The sequence below is a fragment of the Streptomyces sp. NPDC088812 genome, from assembly GCF_044750285.1.
GTDB lineage: Bacteria > Actinomycetota > Actinomycetes > Streptomycetales > Streptomycetaceae > Streptomyces.
Window position 1 is genome coordinate 163,014 of sequence record NZ_JBIVJP010000009.1, and the last position, 18,646, is coordinate 181,659.

An 18,646-nucleotide genomic window follows, 5' to 3' on the forward strand; every position below is an offset into this window, starting at 1 on the left:
TTCAGCTCGGTGCGGCGGTCAAGAGTGCGCACAATGGGGACATGGACCCCTCCGACACGCCCTCCGGCGCATCCTCCGACGTGCCCTCCGGCACACCCGCCGACGTGCCCTCCGGCACACCCGCCGACGTGCCCTCCGGCGCATCCTCCGACGCGGCGTCCGGGACGCCGTCCCCCACCCCCGTCAGCCCCCTGGAGCAGGCCTTGCACGCGGCGCGCGCCCTGGTGCTCGCCGACCTGGCCGCGGGCGAGGTGGCGGCGGCGGACGTGGTCTCCCTGGTCGAGGACTCCGTCGCGCAGCGGCGGTGGTGGGTCGGACAGTGGCCGGACGGCGTGGAGTTCGTCGCGGGGCTGGTCGCGCAGGACGTGCAGGACGCGCTGCTGGAGCGGTACGGGCGCTGGCCGCTGTGCCCGGTGTGCGGCTCCGGCGACCCGCACGCCCTCGACGTGGAGCCCGAACTCGGGCCCGATCCGCACTGGGTGTGCCACAAGGCGGGCGTGCGGGTCGCGGCGGTGGGCGCGCTGGGTTCGGCGACCGGCGGGCGGACGTCCTCGTGAGGCGCCGGTGACGCTCTACATCGACCCGCCGACCTGGCCGGGGCACGGACGCCTGTGGTCCCACCTCGTCAGTGACGTCTCCTTCGACGAACTGCACGCGTTCGCCGAGCGGTTGGGTGTCCCCCGGCGGGCCTTCGAACGCGACCACTACGACCTGCCCTCGCACCGGTACGCCGATGCGGTGGCGGCCGGCGCGGTGGAGGTCGGCAGCCGGGAGGTGGTGCGGCTGCTGACCCGGGCGGGCCTGCGGCGGCGCAAGGGGAAGGGGCGGGCCGGCGGCGTCAGCCGGTGAACACCCGGTCCATCGTGTGCCACCAGGCGACGAGGCTCCCCTGGTCGGGGCCGGTGACCTGGACGAGGGTGGGACGGTCGTAGTAGCTGCACAGGAAGACGTACTGCCCGGAGGTCGCCAGGTAGCAGACCACGTCGCCCGCGGCCTCGCCGGGACTGTCGTTCTCCGACCAGCTGCCGTACACGTTGGTCTGCGTCTCGCAGTCGCCCGCCTGCACCCGGGAGGCGTACTGCTGGAAGACGGCGTCCCGGGCGCTCTTCGTCGCGTACGCCACGACGCTGGCCTTCCCGGTGAACGCGGCGCCGGACTCGTCCGTGGTGGTCACCGTGCAGAACAGGGCCGCGTCCGACCCCGGCCAGAGGGTGCGCGTGCAGCTGTCGCGCGACCACTGGTCGCTGTTGAGCGAGTCGCGCAGGGCGTGCTCGGCGTCGGTGAGGCCGTCCGAGCCGCCGTCCGAGCCGCTGTCCCCGGACGTGTCCCCGGAGCCGGACGCGCCGCCCGAGTCCGATGTGCCGCCCGCGTCGGAGGTGCCTGACGCGTCCGAGCCGCCCCCGTCGGTGACGTCGACGGGGCTGGGGCTGTCGCTCGGGCCGGTGTCTTCCCCGGAGTCCGCGTCGCCGCCGGAGTCGCCGCCCGAGTCCGCGTCCCCGCCGGAGTCGGTGCCGCCCGAGCCGGTGTGGCCGCCGCTGCTCGTCGTACCCCCCGAGTCGGCGCCGTCGGACCGCTCCGCGTCGATGTACAGGCCGATCACGGCGAGGACCGTGCTGATCACCACGCCGATGATCGTCCAGCGCACGCTCCGCCGGGCCAGCCGGTGGTGGTCGGGGTCCGGCAGCGGGGGGCCGGGCGGGTCCGGTGGCGTGGACGGGCCGTTGCTGCTCATGACGCTCCCCGCTTCCCCCGGCGTACGCGGTCCGCGCGCGACGGCGCGGCCGTACGGCATTATCGGAAGCGGGCGGGGGAGCGCGGAGGGGGAAAGCCCGAGGTTGGGCCCCGCCTACGCCAGGTCGAGGCCGCCCGGGCAGCACAATCACGTAGGCCGCCCGGCCCGCGTCGGCCGCCCGTGCGGGGCGCGTACGTCACCGCCTGTCCCGGTCAGCGGGTGAGCAGGTCCGTCAGCGGGTCAGCAGGTCCAGCTCCCCGCGCAGGTTGAAGCGCGCCGTCGCCTCCCACGCGCTCGCGCCGTGCGGGGTGCGGAACAGGCGGGGCAGGTCCAGGAGCCGGCGCAGGATCGCCGCGCGGCCCTCGCGGAAGGCGTCGTTCGGGACGAAGTGGTACTCCTCGCGGACGGCGGCCGTGTACGCGGCGTACGCCGACGGCGGCGCGGCCAGGACCGCCAGGTCGGCGTCGCACAGGACCTGCCCGTCGCGGTCGTCGTCGGCCGGGTCGTGGCCGACGGTGAGCCGGACCAGCCGGGCGACCCGCGCGGTCTTGGCGTCGGGGAGGCCGGCCTCGGGCAGGGCGCGTTCGGCCAGCCGCGCCGAGCGCTCCTCGTTCTCGGAGCGGTCGGGCAGGTAGACCGCGTCGTGGAACCAGGCGGCCAGCCGGACGACGTCCGGGTCGTCGGCGTACCCGGCCAGGGTGTCGACGTGGTCCAGGACCGCGGTGAGGTGGGTGAGGGTGTGGTAGCGGCGCTGCGGCTCCGCCCACCGGGCGAGGAGGGCGTCGGCGTAGGGGGCGGGGTCCGGGGCGGTGACGGGGGCGCGGGCCGCTTCCAGGGCTCGGGCGAAGCGGGCGCGGAGGGCGTCGGGATCGGCCATGGGGTCATTCTCGCGCGGCCGGGAGCAGGCGTAGGCTTAAATTGGACTAGACCTGTAGAGCCGCCGATGGATGACTACGACCGGCACACGACACGACCGGCGTACGAGACGACCGGCACACGACACGACCGGCACACGACACGACCGGCGTACGAGACGACCGGCACACGACACGACCGGCGTACGACCACGACCGGCGTACGACCACGACGGACGTCCGGCCACGGCGGACGTCCGACTGACGAATGGGGTCCCATGAGCAAGCGTGCAGTCCTGGAGGTGATCGCCCTCGACGTCGAGGACGCGGTCGCCGCCCGGGCCGGAGGCGCGGACCGCCTCGAACTGGTCACCGACATGGCCGCCGACGGCCTCACCCCGCCCGTGGCGGCCTTCGCCGCGATCCGTGCCGCCGTCGACGTCGACCTGCGCGTGATGCTGCGGCTGACGGACGGGTTCGCCGCCGGGGACCGGCGGCGGCTGGTCCGGGTCGCGCGGGAGCTGCGGGACGCCGGGGCCGAGGAGTTCGTCCTGGGCTTCCTCGACCCGCAGGGCGGGGTCGACCTGGACGCCGTGGAGTGCCTGGCCGGGGAGCTGGACGGCTGCCGGTGGACGTTCCACCGGGCGATCGACCACGCCGCCGACCGGGACGCCCTGCGCAAGCAGCTCGCCGAGCTCCCCGGGCTCGACGCCTACCTCACGGCCGGCTCCGCCGCCGGGGTGGACGACGGCCTCCCCACCCTGCTCGCCGAGGCCCGGCGCGGCGGGGAGCCGGGCTACGGACAGCGCCTCCTGGTCGGCGGCGGCCTGCGCCTGGACCATGTGCCGCGGCTGCGCGCCGCCGGGATCGACGCCTTCCACATCGGCGGCGCGGCCCGCCCGCGGGGCTGGGGCGGGCCGGTGTCGGCGGAGTCCGTGGCGCGGTGGCGCGGGGAGCTGGACGGCGACCGACCGGAGCCGGGTGCGGCCTGACCCGGTCTCCAGTGCCGCGGCAGGCAACGTTTGCCCGTCAAGGAGCGGCGTCCGGTGCGTGCTCTCGGCGTGCCGGGCGCACCCTCGTACTGGACGTACTTGGGGTTGTGCCCGGTGCGGCGAGTGGGGGCACCGCCCACGCCGTCCAGGCAGTGGGGGAGCGTGCCGGGCGTCGCGACGGGGCGAACGTTGCCTGCCGCAGCACTAGCCCAGCTGCGGCGGCAGCGGTGCCGTGTGCGTGACGATCAGGCCCGAGACCGCTCGGGTCAGGGAGACGTACAGGCGGCGCAGGCCGGTGCGCTCGTCCGGTTCGCCGTCCACCACGGCCCGGGGCTCGTCGAGGACCACGTAGTCGTACTCCAGTCCCTTGGCCAGGGAGGCCGGGACCAGGGTCAGGCGGGTCTCGGCGGTGGTCTCCTCGCCGGGCGCGAGGTACGGGACACCGGCCGCCGTGAGGGCCTCGGCCAGGGCCGGGACGCGGGCGTCGGCGGCGATCAGACCCGTGGAGCCCTCGTGGCGCAGCGACTCCTCGCAGGCGGCGACGGTGTCGGCGGTGTCCCGGACCGGGCGCACCTCGAAGGAGCCCGGGTTCTCGCGGACCGACGCGACCGGGGTGAGGCCCGGTGCGATGTGCGGGAGCAGGCGGGAGGCGTAGGCGATGACGTCCGTGGGGACGCGGAAACCGGCCGTCAGCTCCTCGACCGCCGCGTCCGGCTTGCCGAGGTGCGCCAGCGCCTCCGGCCAACTGCGGGTCGCCCACGGCGTGGTGCCCTGCGCCAGGTCGCCGAGGACGGTCGCGCTGCCGGTGGAGCAGCGGCGGCCGACGGCCCGGTACTGCATGGGGGACAGGTCCTGCGCCTCGTCCAGCACCACGTGCCCCAGCGAGTGCGTGCGCTCCACCAGGTCCGCCGCCTCGTCGATCAGCACCGCGTCCGCGGCCGACCAGCGCGCCGACTTCACCGACCGCACCGGCCGCGCCCACAGGATCGTCTTCCGCTCGTCCTCGGTGAGGATCCCCTCGGCGTGCGCGGCGAGGAAGTCCGCGTCCGTGAGCAGGCGCAGCACCAGCTTCGCCGGGTCCACGGCCGGCCACACCGCCTTCACGGCGGCCTTCACCGCGCTGCCCCGGGCGACGGCGTCCTGCACCCGGTCGTCCGGGGCCTCCCCGGCCCGCTCCATCTGGACCAGCACGGCGTGCGCGATCCGCTGCGGCAGGGCGTCACGCGCGGCGCCGTAGCGGATGTCCCGGTCGAGCAGCTCCCGGACGATCGTCTCCAGTTCGTACGCCGGGACGCGCCAGCGGCGGGAGCCGCGCACCACCACGACCGGTTCCGTGGGCAGCGTGACGTGCGCGTACACGGCCCGGCGGAGTACCTCCGCCATCCGCGCGTCGCCCTTGACGACGGCGGCGGCCGCCTCGTCCGCGCCCCGCACCTCCACGTGCGCCACCAGGTCGTCGACCGTGGCCTGGCGCACCGTCAGCTCGCCGAGCGCGGGCAGCACCTGTTCGATGTAGTGCAGGAAGGACCGGTTCGGTCCGATGACCAGCGTCCCGGTGCGGGCGAGGCGCTCGCGGTGGGCGTAGAGCAGGAACGCGACCCGGTGCAGGCCGACGGCCGTCTTGCCGGTGCCGGGGCCGCCCTGGACGCAGACCGAGCCGGTCAGGCCGGAGCGCACGATCTCGTCCTGCTCGGGCTGGATGGTCGCCACGATGTCACGCATCGGGCCGACACGCGGCCGCTCGATCTCCCGCTGGAGCAGCTTGCTGGTGGTCGCCTCCTCGGCCGGGTCCGAGAGGTGCTCGTCCTCGTACGCGGTGAGGTCGCCGCCCGTGTACCCGAAGCGGCGGCGCAGCGCGACGTCCATCGGGTCCTTCCCGGACGCCCGGTAGAACGGCTGCGAGACCGGCGCCCGCCAGTCGATGACCATCGGGTCGCCGTCCGCGTCGTGCACATGTCGGCGCCCGATGTAGAAGCGTTCGCCCTCCGCGCCCTCGGCCCGGTCCGCGCCGGGGGCGTGCAGGTAGTCGAGCCGGCCGAAGAACAGCGGGGTGTCGCTGAGGTCGGCGAGCGCCTTGATGCGCTCCTGGATCTGGCGCTCCAGGATCTGGGCGTTGACCCAGTTCGCGGTGACGTCGCCGATGTCGAGGGCCTCGACGTCCTCGCGCATGGCGCGCAGCGCGGACCGGGAGGCGCTCAGGTGGGAGCGCTCACGGGCGAGGGGATCGCCGGGGGAGCCGTGGGCGGGCGTGGACAAGGGGGTGCCTCCGGAGGGACCTGCGGGGAAGGGCGCTGCGGGATGCCGTCCGGTTTCCGTCCGGGCGGCGGCACTCCGTGAGGGAGGCGGGCAAGAGCGGAGAGTCTAGGTGAGGGGGGCGGAGGGAGGCCAACGGATTTCCGGCCCCGGAACGGTTCCCGTTCCGGGGTGGCTTCCCCGTCCCGCGGTTCCACCATGGAGATATGAGTGCAGCGACCATCCACCCGGCCCCTGGCCCGGCCCCCGGCCCGGCCCCCGGTCGCCCGTCCGGGGCGACCCCCCTCTCCGGCGGCGGCCACCGCCACCTCCTCGGTGACGCCCTCCGCGCGCTGCGGGTCTTCGCCGGCGCCGCCTTCGACGTCGTCGTCCTCGGCGAGTACGGGGAGGAGGCGGGCGTCCGCCACAGGTGACGCCCGTCGGCCCGCCCGCCCCCGCTCAGGCCCCGTCCGCCAGCAGTTCGTCCGCGTCCACGATCCGGTACGCGTACCCCTGCTCCGCCAGGAACCGCTGGCGGTGGGCCGCGAAGTCCTGGTCGATGGTGTCGCGGGCGACCACCGAGTAGAAGTGGGCCTGGTGGCCGTCCGCCTTGGGACGCAGGACGCGCCCCAGGCGCTGGGCCTCCTCCTGGCGGGAGCCGAAGGTGCCCGACACCTGGATGGCGACCGTCGCCTCCGGCAGGTCGATCGAGAAGTTCGCGACCTTCGACACCACCAGCACGCTGATCTCGCCCTCGCGGAAGGCGTCGAAGAGCTTCTCCCGCTGGGCGTTGGACGTCTCGCCCTTGATGACCGGCGCCCCGAGGTGTTCGCCCAGCTCGTCCAGCTGGTCGATGTACTGGCCGATGACGAGGATCTGCTGCCCGGCGAACCGCCGCACGATCGCCTCGGTCACCTTGCGCTTCGTCGCGGTCGTCGCGCAGAAGCGGTACTTCTCCTCCGTCTCGGCCGTCGCGTACGCCAGCCGCTCGGAGTCCGTCAGGTTCACCCGCACCTCGACACAGTCCGCGGGCGCGATGTACCCCTGCGCCTCGATCTCCTTCCAGGGGGCGTCGAACCGCTTCGGCCCGATGAGGGAGAACACGTCCGACTCACGGCCGTCCTCCCGCACGAGGGTGGCGGTCAGCCCCAGCCGCCGCCGCGCCTGGAGGTCCGCCGTGAACTTGAAGACCGGCGCGGGCAGCAGGTGGACCTCGTCGTAGACGATCAGGCCCCAGTCCCGGGAGTCGAACAGCTCCAGGTGCGGGTAGACGCCCTTCCGCCGGGTCGTCAGCACCTGGTACGTGGCGATCGTGACCGGCCGGATCTCCTTCCTCGTCCCGCTGTACTCGCCGATCTCGTCCTCGGTCAGCGAGGTCCGCTTCACCAGCTCGTGCTTCCACTGCCGGGCGGAGACGGTGTTCGTGACGAGGATCAGGGTCGTGGACTTCGCCTGCGCCATCGACCCGGCGCCGACCAGCGTCTTGCCCGCGCCGCAGGGCAGCACGACGACACCGGACCCGCCGTGCCAGAAGTTCTCCACGGCCTGCTTCTGGTACGGCCGCAGCGCCCATCCGTCCTCGGCCAGCTCGATCGGGTGCGCCTCGCCGTCGACGTACCCGGCGAGGTCCTCGGCCGGCCAGCCCAGCTTCAGCAGCACCTGCTTGATCTGGCCGCGCTCGGAGGGGTGCACGGCGACCGAGTCCGGGTCGAGGCGGGCGCCGACGAGCGGGGCGATCCGCTTGGACCGCAGGACCTCCTCCAGGACGGGCCGGTCGGTGGACGTCAGGACCAGGCCGTGCGCGGGGTGCTTGGACAGGGTCAGCCGGCCGTAGCGGTCCATCGTCTCGGCGATGTCGACCAGCAGCGCGTGCGGCACCGGGTAGCGGCTGTACTGCACCAGCGCGTCCACGACCTGCTCGGCGTCGTGCCCGGCGGCGCGCGCGTTCCACAGGCCGAGCGGGGTCACCCGGTAGGTGTGGATGTGCTCCGGCGCCCGCTCCAGCTCGGCGAACGGCGCGATGGCACGGCGGCAGTCGTCGGCCCGCTCGTGGTCGACCTCCAGGAGCAGGGTCTTGTCCGACTGGACGATCAGCGGTCCGTTCACGTACGCACATCCCTTCCGCACGGCCAAACGTCCAGTGTGCCTCAATCGCGGGCGAAAGCGGTCACTCGTCGGCCAGCTCCGCCACCCCCGTGATCCGGTGCAGCGGGTACGTCCGCACCTCGTCCGCCGTGTGGTCGTACGCCGTCACGAAGCCGCCCTCCACCCGGACCGGGGCGATGACGCGCTGGCTGGCGCCGCCCTCGGCGTTGACGTAGCCGATCCACAGGGCCTCGCCGGTCAGGACGGCGGCCTGCACGGTGGCGAGGGTCTCGGCGGAGCTGGTGCGGGGGAGCTCGCCGGGGGCCAGCGGGGCGGTGTCGGTCGGCTTGCGGGGGGCGGTGGAGGCCAGGTCGCCGGCCCGGACCGCGCGGATCGCCGCCGTGAGGAGCGTGGCGTCCGGGACGGGCGGCCCGTCGGGGACCGGCTCGGGCGCCGTGCGGGGCGGGGTGCGGTGGGCGTGCGCCCGGGCGATCAGGACGTCGCCCTCGGCGGACTCGGCGGCGGGCGCGAAGCCCATCGCCCGCAGCCCGTCGAGGAGGGCCGCCGGGTCGGCCTGGGCGGCCAGCACGGTCGGCGCGAGGCGGCGCAGGCGCAGGCCGGCGGAGCGCTTGTCGGCGAGGATCTCGTTCAGCAGGGCGTCGTCGTCGCAGCGGACGTACGCGGAGGCCGCGCCCACCCGCAGCCGGCCGTGTCTGCGGGCCACGTCGTCGATCAGGTAGGCCAGCGGCTGCGGCACCGGCGTACGGGAGTGCTCGGCGAGGAAGGCGTGCAGGTCGGAGGCGGTCCGGCCGGCGTCCAGGGCACGGCGTACGGAGGCCGGCGTGAACCGGTAGACGGTCGCGCCACCCTTCGACTCGACGTCCGCGAGGACGCCCAGCACGTCGGCGAGCGGGCGCCGCAGCGGGCCGGGGGCCACCGCGGTGAGGTCCGCCTGGAGCAGGACGTGGTCCAGCGGCTCGGGCAGCAGCGGGGCGAGGAGGCGGGCGGCGGCCGCGACGGCCACGGCCTGCTCGGGAGGGGACGGCGGGGCCGGGGCGTGCGGGGCCGGGGTGGGCTCGGCGGGCGCGGCCGGGCCGTCACCGGCCGGCGCTCCGGCCGGTGACGCCCCCAGCAGGGCGCGGCCGTGCGCCGACAGCGCGCCCCGGCCGGTGACGCCCAGCAGTTCGGCCTCCGCCAGCGTCCACCGGCCGAGCCGGGACCGCAGGTCGTCCTCGCCCGCCGTCCCCTGCGGGCCGCGCAGCGGCCGCTCCCAGCGCAGCCGGCCGAGCACCGCCTCCGCGTCCGGCGCGCCGCCCTCCGGCAGCCCCGCCAGCAGCGTCAGCACCCGGTGGCGCACCTCCGGCGCGGCCGAGCGGTCCAGCCCCGGACCCAGCGCCGACAGCGCCCGGTCCTTCGCGTCCCGGCCGCCCACCAGCCCCGACGTCCGGGTCGCCGGCAGCCATGCCTCGGCGAGCCCCGCCCACCGCTCCGCCGCCGGACGCTCCCGCCACTCGTCGTAGGCCGGGGTCGCCGCGTACCGCTCGTCGGCCTCCCCGTCGGAGGCGAGCAGCCCCGCCGCGTACGCGAGTTCCACCCAGAACGCGGCCACGGGCTCGGCGACGTCCAGCGCGACGGCGGTCCGCTTCAGGTCGCGGACGCTGAGCCCGCCGGCCCGCAGCACCGCGGGCCCGCCCTCGTCCCACTCCTTCAGCAGCTCCTCGACGGTCGCCAGCGCCGTGTACGCCTGGCCCGCCGCCGTCGCGTCCACATCCTGTGGACGGTGGGTGACGGCCGGCTCGACGGCCGGCGGCAGCGGCTCGGGCGTCCGGTGCGCGCGGCCCGCCCGCAGGTGCAGCGCGACCTCGCGGGGCAGCACCACGGTGCCGGGCGCGGTCGGCAGCAGCAGACCCCGGTCGAGCAGCCAGCGCAGCCGGGGCGCGGGGTCGGCGGTGACCTGGCCGTACGGCGGTCCCCACACCAGCCGGTCCAGGACGTCGAGGGAGTCGGCCGGCGCCCGGCCGAGTAGCGCGCCGAGCTGCGTACGGTCCGTGAACAGGCCGGTCAGCGCGGTGACCGCGGACACGGAGTCATGGGTCGACGGCAGCCCGACCGCCGACACGATCGCCTGGACGCGGCCCGGCGACATGCCCGCGGTGGCCTCCCGCACGGACGGGCCGAGACCGGTCGGGGAGGGGTGCTGCGGGGACGGCGCCAGCAGTTCGCGGGCGGTGCGGACCAGGCGCAGCCGGTCGTCGTCGCCCCAGACGAGGGCCTGCTCGCGGAGGGCGGCCACGGCACCGGGGAGCGCGCGGACGACGGTCTCGTCGGCCGTGTCCCCGGCCATGAGCCCCAGCAGTTCGCCGTACGTCGCCGGGTCCCCGGCCACGGCCAGCGCCTCCGCCGTCTGGAGCGCGAACCGGTCCAGCCGCTCCAGCGCGCGCACGACGGAGGCGCGGGTCCCGGCGCGGGTGGCGAGCTGGGTGAGGTCGGTGGGGACCGGGGTGATGAGGTCGGGGCGACGGCGCAGGAGCGCGGCCAGGGAGTCGTCGTCCCGGGCGCGGAGCGCCTCCGCGAGGGACCGCGGGGCCGGAGGGTCCTCGGTGCTCATCCCACCCACGGTAGCGGGTCGCCTCCCTGACCCGAGGTGACGTGCTCCCGGCGGTCCGCGCGATAGCGTCCTCCCGTGGGGATCGAGAGCGACCAGGTCGTCTACGAGTATCTGAGCCGGATCGGGGACGTGGCCCAACAGCGGCAGTTGTCGTCGGCCACGCGGATGCGGCTCGTGTCGGATCTGCGGAACGAGATCGACCGCCGGCGGGCCAGGGCGCCCGTCGACAGTCCCGCCGCCGTCCGCCGCATCCTGGACCGCCTCGGCACCCCGGACGAGATCGTCGCGGCCGCGGCCGGCGACCGCCCGGAGACGCCGACGCCGACGCCGTCGGCACCGCAGGCACCGCCGGCGCCCTCCGTGCCCGTGCAGCGGGACCGCGGGGAGGAGCGGCCCAAGGGGGCGAAGAGCTGGTGGGCGGTGGCCCTTCCCCGTCAGCGGTCCGAGGGGGAGCGGCCCGCGGCCCCGGACGTGCCGTCGCCGCCGCACCCGGCCGGTGCGCACGATCTCGGCGACGGGGTGGAGGGCCCGGACTGGTGGCGGCGGAGCGACGGCCTGTTCGGGCTGGACGACTCGGTGCCCGGGTTCGTCGGCGGCATCGAGATCCCGGCCATGCTGAAGCCCCCGCCGCCGGCCGGGGACGCGCAGGGACCGGCGGGAGCCGGGGCGGCGAAGGAAGCGGGGAAGACGGACGGGGCGGGGAAGACGGCCGAGGCGGGGAAGACGGCGGGGGAGGCCGGGGAGACCACCGCCCGGCGTCGCCGGCTCCTGCCCCCGCTGCGGGCCGCCGCCGGCTGGAGCAACCCCCTCCTCCTCGTCGCCGCGGCCTGCCTCGCCGTCGGCGCGCTCATCGGCGAGTGGCGCGTGATGGTCGCGGGCTGGCTCCTCGCCTACGCCTCCCGCCGGCTGACCGAGGGGGAGACCAAGTGGGCGGTGATGATCCTGCCGGGCCTGGCGGTCGTGGCCGGTTTCACCTGGCTGTGGGGACGCAGCGCGGGCCGCTGGGGCGATCCCATAGCCGAGGGCGGGATGAACGACGCCGTCGAAGCCACCCTGCCCTGGGTGATCCGGGGCGCGGCCGTGGCGTCGGCCCTGTTCCTGCTGTGGCGTTCACAACGCCGGAAATGAGACGTCCGGTCCCGAAAGGGCCGCCGGGCCGCGGCCCGGACCGGCAGAATGACCCATATGGCTTCCTCCGGTTCCCCCGCGCCGACCGTCGGTTTCGACCTCGACATGACCCTGATCGACTCCCGTCCGGGCATCCACGCCACCTACACGGCGCTGGCCGAACGGACGGGCGCGCACATCGACGCCGACCTGGCGGTCACGCGCCTCGGGCCGCCCCTGGCGGAGGAGCTCGCGCACTGGTTCCCGGCGGAGCGGATCGCGGACGTGGCCGGTCTCTACCGTGAGCTGTACCCGTCCTGTGCGATCACCCCCACCCTCGCGATGGCCAGCGCCCGGGAGGCGGTGGACGCCGTGCACGCGGCCGGTGGACGGGTGGTCGTGGTGACCGCGAAGTGGGAGCCGAACGCCAAGCTCCACCTGGAGCACCTGGGCATCGACGCCGACGCGGTCATGGGCGACCTGTGGGCCGAGCAGAAGGCGGCGGCGCTGCGCGAGCACGGCGCCGGCGTCTACGTGGGCGACCACGTCGGCGACGTCCGGGGCGCCCGCGCCGCGGCCGCGCTCGCGGTGTCCGTGGCGACCGGCCCGTGCGGCGCGGAGGAACTGGCCGCCGCCGGCGCCGACGTCGTCCTGCCGGACCTGACGGCGTTCCCGGACTGGCTCACCGGCCACCTCGCGGCGCGCTAGTGCCGCGGCAGGCAACGTTTGCCCGTCAAGGAGCGGCGTCCGGTGCGTGCTCTCGGCGTGCCGGGCGCAAGCCCTCGTACTGGACGTACCTGGGGTTGTGCCCGGTGCGGCGAGTGGGGGCACCGCCCACGCCGTCCAGGCAGTGGGGGAGCGTGCCGGGCGTCGCGACGGGGCGAACGTTGCCTGCCGCGGCGCTAGACACCCGCGGCGTTGTCCACGCGGCCCGTCACCGTCCGGTCGTCCGGGCCTGCCGGCGTCCGGCCGCGACGGACCGCAGGACACCCGCTCCCGCGACGAGGAACCCGACGCCCATGAGCATGCTCAATCCGAACATGTACGTCGGAAAAGGCGTCGTGCCGAAGAACAGCGGGGCCACGGTGACGAGAGTGGCCACGGCGCCGATGAAGAAGACGATGGCACCGGCACGGATCAGTCGGTCACCGGGCGCGGCGGAATTCGTTTGGGTTTTGTCACGCACCCGACCAGGGTAGTTCCCAGCGCGAGGGAACGACCGGGCGACGTCTTGTCACCGGCCCGAAGACCATTAGCCTTGGTACCGGCGGGTCATGGTCGACCCGCTGTAGTGCTATCAAGAGCCGTTTTCCGAAGCAGTTTTCCGACGAGTACGAGGACGAGGACAGACGTGCCTACCGGCAAGGTCAAGTGGTTCAACAGCGAGAAGGGCTTCGGCTTCCTCTCCCGCGACGACGGCGGTGACGTCTTCGTCCATTCCTCGGTCCTCCCCGCCGGAGTCGAGACCCTGAAGCCGGGACAGCGCGTGGAGTTCGGCGTCGTGGCCGGACAGCGCGGCGACCAGGCCCTCTCCGTCGTCCTCCTCGACCCGACCCCGTCGGTCGCCGCCGCGCAGCGCAAGAAACCGGACGAACTGGCCTCCATCGTCCAGGACCTGACGACCCTCCTGGAGAACATCACCCCGATGCTGGAGAAGGGCCGCTACCCCGAGAAGGCCTCCGGCAAGAAGATCGCCGGACTGCTGCGCGCGGTCGCCGACCAGCTGGACGTGTAGGGCCTGCCCTGACGCGCCCGGCTCAGGGGAACGCGAGCGCCTCCGGGCCGAGGGGCGGCACCAGCCCCTCGGCCGCCGCCCGCGCGAGCAGCCCGCGCACGGCGGCGTAGCCGTCCTCGCCGAGGTCCGCCGTGAACTCGTTGACGTACAGCCCGATGTGCTGGTCGGCGACGGACGGGTCCATCTCCTGGGCGTGCTCCATGACGTACGGGCGGGAGACCTCGGGGGCGTCCCAGGCGGCGCGTACGGAGGCGCGGATCGCGTCGGCCAGCCCGGTCAGGGCGGCGGCGCCCAGCGACCGCCTGGCGATGATCGCGCCGAGCGGGATGGGCAGGCCGGTCGTGGACTCCCAGTGCTCGCCCATGTCGGCGAGCCGGTGCAGCCCGTAGGTGCGGTACGTGAAGCGCGCCTCGTGGATCACCAGCCCGGCGTCGACCTTGCCGTCCCGTACGGCCGGCATGATCTCGTGGAACGGCATCACGACGATCTCGCCCACCCCGCCGGGTACGGTGTCCGCCGCCCAGAGGCGGAACAGCAGGTACGCCGTCGACCTCTCGCTGGGCACGGCGACCGTCCGGCCGGTCAGGTCGGCCCCCGCCTCCCGGGTCAGCACCAGCGGCCCGCAGCCCCGCCCCAGCGCGCCCCCGCACGGCAGCAGCGCGTACGTGTCGAGGACGTAGGGCAGCACGGCGTATGACACCTTCAGCACGTCGTGCTCGCCGCGCTCCGCCATGCCGTTGGTGACGTCGATGTCCGCGAACGTCACATCCAGCGCGGGCGCCTCCGGGACGCGGCCGTGGGCGAGGGCGTCGAAGACGAAGGTGTCGTTGGGGCAGGGCGAGTACGCGATCCGCAGCTGCTGCTCAGTGGTCATGCCGGTACCAACTCTCCAGGACGGGTGCGAGCTTCCCGAAGGCCGTGGTGAGCGCCTCCAGCGCGTCGGCGATGCGCCAGGCCGCGCGGTCGCGGGGGCCCACGGGATTGGAGACCGCGCGGATCTCCAGGACGGCGGCGCCGTGCGCGGCGGCCGCCTCGGCGACGCCGAAGCCCTCCATCGCCTCGGCGAGGGCCCGCGGGTGGCGGGCGCGCAGGGCGGCGGCCCGATCGGCGGTGCCGGTGACCGTCGAGACGGTCAGGATCACGCCGGTGCGGGCTCCGGTCGCGGCCGCGGCCCTGCGGACCAGGGAGCGGGGCGGGACGTGGGTGACCGTGCCGAAGCCCAGCTCGGTGACCGGCAGGAAGCCGTCGGCGGTCTCCGCGCCCAGGTCGGCGGCGGTGATCAGGTCGGCGAGGACCAGGGAGCCGACCGGCGCGTCGGGCGGGAAGCCGCCGGCGATCCCCGCCGAGACCACGAGACCGTACGGCGTGCCGTCGAGGGCGGCGGCGGTCAGCGCGGCGGAGACGGACGCGGCGGCCAGGGCGGGCCCGACACCGGCGGCGAGGAGGTCGTAGCCGTCGCCCACGCGGTGCAGGGTGACGCCGGGCCGGTGTTCCGGGCGGCCGGGTCCCTCCCCGAACGCCCGTGCCACCGCGTCCCGCTCCGCCGGGACCGCGGTGGCCACGAGGATGCGCGGGCCGGTCACGGGGGCGGACGTGGTCAGTCGTCCTTCTCGAGCTTGAAGGACCACAGGCCGGTGACCGTCTGGCTGTCCTTCTTGCCGTCGCCCGCCTTGATGGAGACCAGGGTCGAGTCGCCCTGGGCGCCGTACTGGGCGTTGAAGAACACGCTGCCGGGGATCGTGCGGTACGTCTTGTCGCTGTCCTCGGTGAGCGGCTGACCGTTCATCAGGATCGTCCAGCGCTTCTCGGCGACGTCGGGGTCGACGCCGAAGCGGACGGTTTCGTCCGGGTCGACGCTGATCGACGCGATGCCCTTGTCCGCCAGGCACTTCGTCAGCGCCGCGGGCTGAAGGGCCTCGCCCTCGCCGCCGCAGGTGGCCTCCTCGCTGACCGAGGCCTGGCCGACGGTGATCGTGGACAGCGGCGTCGGCTTGTCACAGGCCGACAGGACGAGCAGTCCGGCGGAAACGGCGCCGGCGGCGGCGACGGCGCGGCGGCGTCGTACGGCGCGGTGAACATCAGCGGCTTCGCCGCGGGGCAGCGTGGTCATGGCCGAAGGTTATCGGGCACCTCGGGCGGTCTCTCTACGTGGGGGCGGCGTGGCCGGGTGTTGCGCCCCACGAGCCCCGTGCACCCCATGCGTCCCACCGGTCGCGGGAGTCGCACCGCGCCGCACGGAGCCGGAGCCGTACCGAGCCGCAGGGGCTGCATGGACCCGGAGCCGCACCGATGCGCAGGGATCAGGCCAGGTCCGTCCGCGGGGGGCCGCCGTGCCGGGCCGAGCCGAGCAGACCGCGGACGGTCGTCAGCCAGCCCGCCGCCACGACGGCCGCCGCCACCGACAGGCCCAGCGCGCCGTTCAGCGGCATCGCGATGCCCACCGCGCCGCCGAACACCCACGACATCTGGAGCAGCGTCTCCGAGCGCGCGAACGCCGACGTCCGCACCGGCTCCGGCACGTCCCGCTGGATCAGCGCGTCCAGGGACAGCTTGGACAGCGCCTGCGAGAAACCGGCGACCGCCGCCAGGCACGCCACCAGGAACGCCCCGAAGAACACGGCCGCCGTGATCACCGCTCCCAGCACGACCGCCACCACCGTCACGATGATCAGCTCCGGCGCCCGGGACCGCAGCCACGCCCCCACCGCCGTACCCAGCGCGTTGCCCGTGCCCGCCGCGACCGCCACCATGCCCAGCGACACCGCCGCGCTCTGCCCGGTCAGCGGGTGCTCGCGCAGCAGGAACGCCAGGAAGAAGGTCAGGAAGCCCGACAGCCAGCGCAGGGCGGTGTTCGCCCCCAGGGCGTGCGTCACGGCGATGCCGACCGTCCTGAGCCCCGGACGCTTCACCGGCCGGCGGTGCGGGCCGTGCAGGTGCTGCTCGTCCGCGGCGAGCAGCGCGGTGTCCTCGCCCTTCGCCGAGTCGACCTTCCGGGGCAGGGAGAACGACAGGAACGTCCCCGCGACGAAGATCACGAAGGCGCCGTAGAGCGGGTAGCGCGGGCCGAGGAGCTGGAGGCCGGCGGCCGCGGGCGCGGCGATGCCGGTGGCCAGCAGGCCGCCGAGCGTCACCCGGGAGTTCGCCTTCACCAGGGAGAACCGGGGCGGCAGCAGCCGGGGCACCACGGCGCTCCTGACCACGCCGTACGCCTTCGACGCGACCAGTACGCCGAGGGCGGCCGGGTACATCTCCAGGCTGCCGGTGACGACCGCGCCGGACAGGACGAGGGCGAGCAGGGCGCGGGCGGCCATCGCGCCCGCCATCGCCGCCCGGCGGCCGTGCGGCAGGCGGTCCAGGAGCGGGCCGATCACCGGGGCCAGGACCGTGAACGGCGCCATCGTGATCGCCAGGTACAGGGCGACGCGGCCCCGGGCCTCGTCGGTGGGGACCGAGAAGAAGACCGTGGACGCGAGGGCGACGGTGATCATCACGTCGCCGGCGCCGTTCACACCGTGCAGTTCGATCAGCTTGCCGAGGCCGGACTCGCCGGCGCCGTGCGCGTGGGTGGCCTTGCGGATGCCGCGGGCGGTGCCGGTGAACGGCAGGTGCAGGGCGCGGCCGACCGCGCGGACGGACCCGCTCATCCGGCCCGGACCGCTCACCCGGCTCCTCCCTTTGTTCCCCTTCGTCCCACCTGTACCGGTGGCTCCCCGGGGTGTCCTCGCGGTTGCCACCCCGTCATAGTGCCCCGAGATGGACGTGTGTAGTGCGGTTACCGCGCGTATGGCCGTGTGCCGTCCGGCCCGCCGGCCAGCGGCGGCCGGTCGTCGCGCGCCGGGAAACAGGGGCGCGGAGCACGGTGGAAGCACCGTCGGTGTGGGCTCGGAGCGCGCGAACAGGTAGCGTGCGTATCTCAGCCATCCCGCACAATGGATGGCACAGGTGCGCCCGAGCGCGATCGGACGCAGACGTCGACGCGGTCCCGAGGTCCGCTCCGTCCGCTCCACCGCCGGAGGCAATCCGCACCCTGGAGACGGCGTAGGAGAGAAGCGATACCTGTGAGCGCAGCGACCACGCGAAGCCGCACCCCCGACCGCCTGTGCGCCGAGGCCGTCGACCTCGCCCGCGCCGCGGCAGAGGAGGCCGCCGCGCCCGGCGTGGTCGGGGAGCACGTCGGCGTGCTCTCCGAGGGCGACCGTGTGGTGACGCACTTCTTCGACTGCCGGGAGCTCGGGTACCGGGGCTGGCGCTGGGCGGTGACGGTCGCGCGGGCGTCCCGCGCGAAGATCGTGACGCTGGACGAGGTGGTGCTGCTGCCCGGCCCGGACGCGGTGCTGGCGCCGGAGTGGGTGCCGTGGAGCGAGCGGCTGCGCCCCGGCGACATGGGCCCCGGCGACCTGCTGCCGACGGACGCGGAGGACCTGCGTCTGGAGCCCGGGTACAGCGGCGAGGACGTGCCGCCGCCCAACTCCGCCGTCTCCCCGCAGATGGCGGACCTGGTGGAGGCGGAGGACGCGGAGGTCACGGCGGGCCCGCCGGCGAAGCTTGCGACGGCGCCGTCGCGGGGTTCGGTCGCGGCGGTCGCCGAGGAGCTCGGCATGCGCCGTGCCCGGGTGCTGTCGCGGTACGGGCTGCACACCGCCGCGGACCGCTGGGAGGAGGCCTTCGGGGCCAAGACGCCCATGGCGCAGGCCGCCCCCGCGTCCTGTGTCAGCTGCGGCTTCCTCACGCCCATCGGAGGCTCCCTCGGCCAGGCCTTCGGCGTCTGCGCCAACGAGTTCTCCCCGGCGGACGGCCGTGTCGTCTCGCTTTCGTACGGCTGCGGGGGCCACTCCGAGGCCGCCGTCATGCCGAAGCCGCCGCAGCCGCCCGCGCCGGTGATCGACGAGACGCGGGTGGACCCGTTCCCCCTGCGCCCGGCGGCGGACTCCGGCTCGGTACCGGCGGTGGCGGACGAGGAGTCGGCCGAACTGGGGCACTCCTGACCAGGGTCCGTCGCCAGGCCGACCTCTGCTCGGCGGTCGGCCGGGTTCCGGGCGGTGGGCGTCTCCTTGGCCGGTCGGCCGTCTCCCGGCTGGTCGGCCTCTTGCCGGCCGGTGGGCCAGGTCCGGGCCGGTCGGTTTTCCCGGCTGTTCCGCTCTTCCTCGGCCGGCGGGATTTCTCCCAGCGGTCGGCTGCTTCCCGGCCGATCGGTCTCGACGCCGGAGGGCCGACCCACCAGCCCGTCCGGCTTTGAGGACGAGGCCCGTCCAGGGCCGAAGCGGGGGTCCGGGGGCGGCAGCCCCCGGGAGGTCGTGCGTG

The 18,646-nt window shown here is 75.0% G+C and carries 18 protein-coding genes; 8 read left to right on the plus strand and 10 right to left on the minus strand.

Annotated features, from left to right (window positions below; all coding sequences use genetic code 11):
• The first annotated feature begins 128 nt into the window (after nt 1–128).
• Both ACIP67_RS18065 and ACIP67_RS18070 read left to right on the plus strand, forming a co-directional pair.
• Complete coding sequence (locus tag ACIP67_RS18065) at nt 129–557, plus strand: hypothetical protein (protein WP_401692927.1); 429 nt, start codon at nt 129–131, stop codon at nt 555–557.
• A gap of 7 nt (nt 558–564) precedes the next feature.
• The gene (locus ACIP67_RS18070; protein WP_389521368.1) at nt 565–849 is read left to right on the plus strand and encodes a DUF4031 domain-containing protein; all 285 of its coding nucleotides are present in this window, start codon (nt 565–567) and stop codon (nt 847–849) included.
• On the opposite strand, the gene ACIP67_RS18075 is transcribed toward ACIP67_RS18070, so the two are convergent.
• Complete coding sequence (locus tag ACIP67_RS18075) at nt 839–1,732, minus strand: hypothetical protein (protein WP_401692741.1); 894 nt, start codon at nt 1,730–1,732, stop codon at nt 839–841. The genes ACIP67_RS18070 and ACIP67_RS18075 overlap by 11 nt on opposite strands.
• 232 nt (nt 1,733–1,964) lie before the next feature.
• Entirely contained in the window at nt 1,965–2,609 is a 645-nt protein-coding gene (locus ACIP67_RS18080; RefSeq protein ID WP_401692743.1) for a hypothetical protein, read from the minus strand.
• 255 nt (nt 2,610–2,864) lie between these two features.
• On the opposite strand from ACIP67_RS18080, the gene ACIP67_RS18085 reads away from it, so the two are divergent.
• Nucleotides 2,865–3,578, plus strand: a complete 714-nt coding sequence (locus ACIP67_RS18085) for a copper homeostasis protein CutC (RefSeq protein WP_401692744.1) — start codon at nt 2,865–2,867, stop codon at nt 3,576–3,578.
• Nucleotides 3,579–3,782: 204 nt separating this feature from the next.
• Here ACIP67_RS18085 and ACIP67_RS18090 read toward each other — a convergent pair whose 3' ends face one another.
• Nucleotides 3,783–5,834: a HelD family protein gene (locus tag ACIP67_RS18090; protein ID WP_401692745.1), complete on the minus strand. Its 2,052-nt coding sequence runs from the start codon at nt 5,832–5,834 to the stop codon at nt 3,783–3,785.
• A gap of 203 nt (nt 5,835–6,037) precedes the next feature.
• Here ACIP67_RS18090 and ACIP67_RS18095 point away from each other — a divergent pair, with 203 nt between their 5' ends.
• Nucleotides 6,038–6,244, plus strand: coding sequence for a hypothetical protein (locus tag ACIP67_RS18095; RefSeq protein ID WP_401692746.1), 207 nt, complete (start codon nt 6,038–6,040; stop codon nt 6,242–6,244).
• A 25-nt stretch (nt 6,245–6,269) separates the two neighbouring features.
• Here the strand turns inward: ACIP67_RS18095 and ACIP67_RS18100 are convergent, their stop codons facing one another.
• Together ACIP67_RS18100 and ACIP67_RS18105 are read right to left on the minus strand one after the other, a co-directional pair.
• A complete protein-coding gene (locus ACIP67_RS18100; protein ID WP_401692748.1) occupies nt 6,270–7,916 on the minus strand; it encodes a DNA repair helicase XPB in 1,647 nt (548 codons plus the stop codon).
• A 61-nt stretch (nt 7,917–7,977) separates the two neighbouring features.
• Nucleotides 7,978–10,503, minus strand: a complete 2,526-nt coding sequence (locus tag ACIP67_RS18105) for a helicase-associated domain-containing protein (protein ID WP_401692750.1) — start codon at nt 10,501–10,503, stop codon at nt 7,978–7,980.
• 75 nt (nt 10,504–10,578) lie between these two features.
• Here ACIP67_RS18105 and ACIP67_RS18110 point away from each other — a divergent pair, with 75 nt between their 5' ends.
• Complete coding sequence (locus ACIP67_RS18110) at nt 10,579–11,631, plus strand: hypothetical protein (protein WP_401692751.1); 1,053 nt, start codon at nt 10,579–10,581, stop codon at nt 11,629–11,631.
• 48 nt (nt 11,632–11,679) lie between these two features.
• A complete protein-coding gene (locus ACIP67_RS18115) occupies nt 11,680–12,318 on the plus strand; it encodes an HAD family hydrolase (protein WP_401692752.1) in 639 nt (212 codons plus the stop codon).
• 226 nt (nt 12,319–12,544) lie between these two features.
• Here ACIP67_RS18115 and ACIP67_RS18120 read toward each other — a convergent pair whose 3' ends face one another.
• Entirely contained in the window at nt 12,545–12,796 is a 252-nt protein-coding gene (locus ACIP67_RS18120; protein ID WP_401692753.1) for a hypothetical protein, read from the minus strand.
• A gap of 165 nt (nt 12,797–12,961) precedes the next feature.
• Between ACIP67_RS18120 and ACIP67_RS18125 the strand changes: the two genes are divergently transcribed.
• The gene (locus ACIP67_RS18125; RefSeq protein WP_385069837.1) at nt 12,962–13,345 is read left to right on the plus strand and encodes a cold-shock protein; all 384 of its coding nucleotides are present in this window, start codon (nt 12,962–12,964) and stop codon (nt 13,343–13,345) included.
• 22 nt (nt 13,346–13,367) lie between these two features.
• Here ACIP67_RS18125 and ACIP67_RS18130 read toward each other — a convergent pair whose 3' ends face one another.
• From ACIP67_RS18130 to ACIP67_RS18145, 4 genes are all read right to left on the minus strand, one after another.
• The gene (locus ACIP67_RS18130) at nt 13,368–14,219 is read right to left on the minus strand and encodes a 1,4-dihydroxy-6-naphthoate synthase (protein ID WP_401692754.1); all 852 of its coding nucleotides are present in this window, start codon (nt 14,217–14,219) and stop codon (nt 13,368–13,370) included.
• Complete coding sequence (locus tag ACIP67_RS18135; RefSeq protein ID WP_401692755.1) at nt 14,209–14,928, minus strand: futalosine hydrolase; 720 nt, start codon at nt 14,926–14,928, stop codon at nt 14,209–14,211. The genes ACIP67_RS18130 and ACIP67_RS18135 overlap by 11 nt, the downstream gene beginning before the upstream one ends.
• 14 nt (nt 14,929–14,942) lie before the next feature.
• The gene (locus tag ACIP67_RS18140; RefSeq protein ID WP_401692757.1) at nt 14,943–15,455 is read right to left on the minus strand and encodes a DUF2771 domain-containing protein; all 513 of its coding nucleotides are present in this window, start codon (nt 15,453–15,455) and stop codon (nt 14,943–14,945) included.
• Nucleotides 15,456–15,645: 190 nt separating this feature from the next.
• On the minus strand, nt 15,646–17,079 hold the full coding sequence (locus tag ACIP67_RS18145; protein ID WP_401692758.1) for an MFS transporter: 1,434 nt from the start codon (nt 17,077–17,079) through the stop codon (nt 15,646–15,648).
• A 324-nt stretch (nt 17,080–17,403) separates the two neighbouring features.
• Here ACIP67_RS18145 and ACIP67_RS18150 point away from each other — a divergent pair, with 324 nt between their 5' ends.
• A complete protein-coding gene (locus ACIP67_RS18150) occupies nt 17,404–18,330 on the plus strand; it encodes a DUF3027 domain-containing protein (RefSeq protein WP_401692759.1) in 927 nt (308 codons plus the stop codon).
• Nucleotides 18,331–18,646 lie beyond the last annotated feature (316 nt).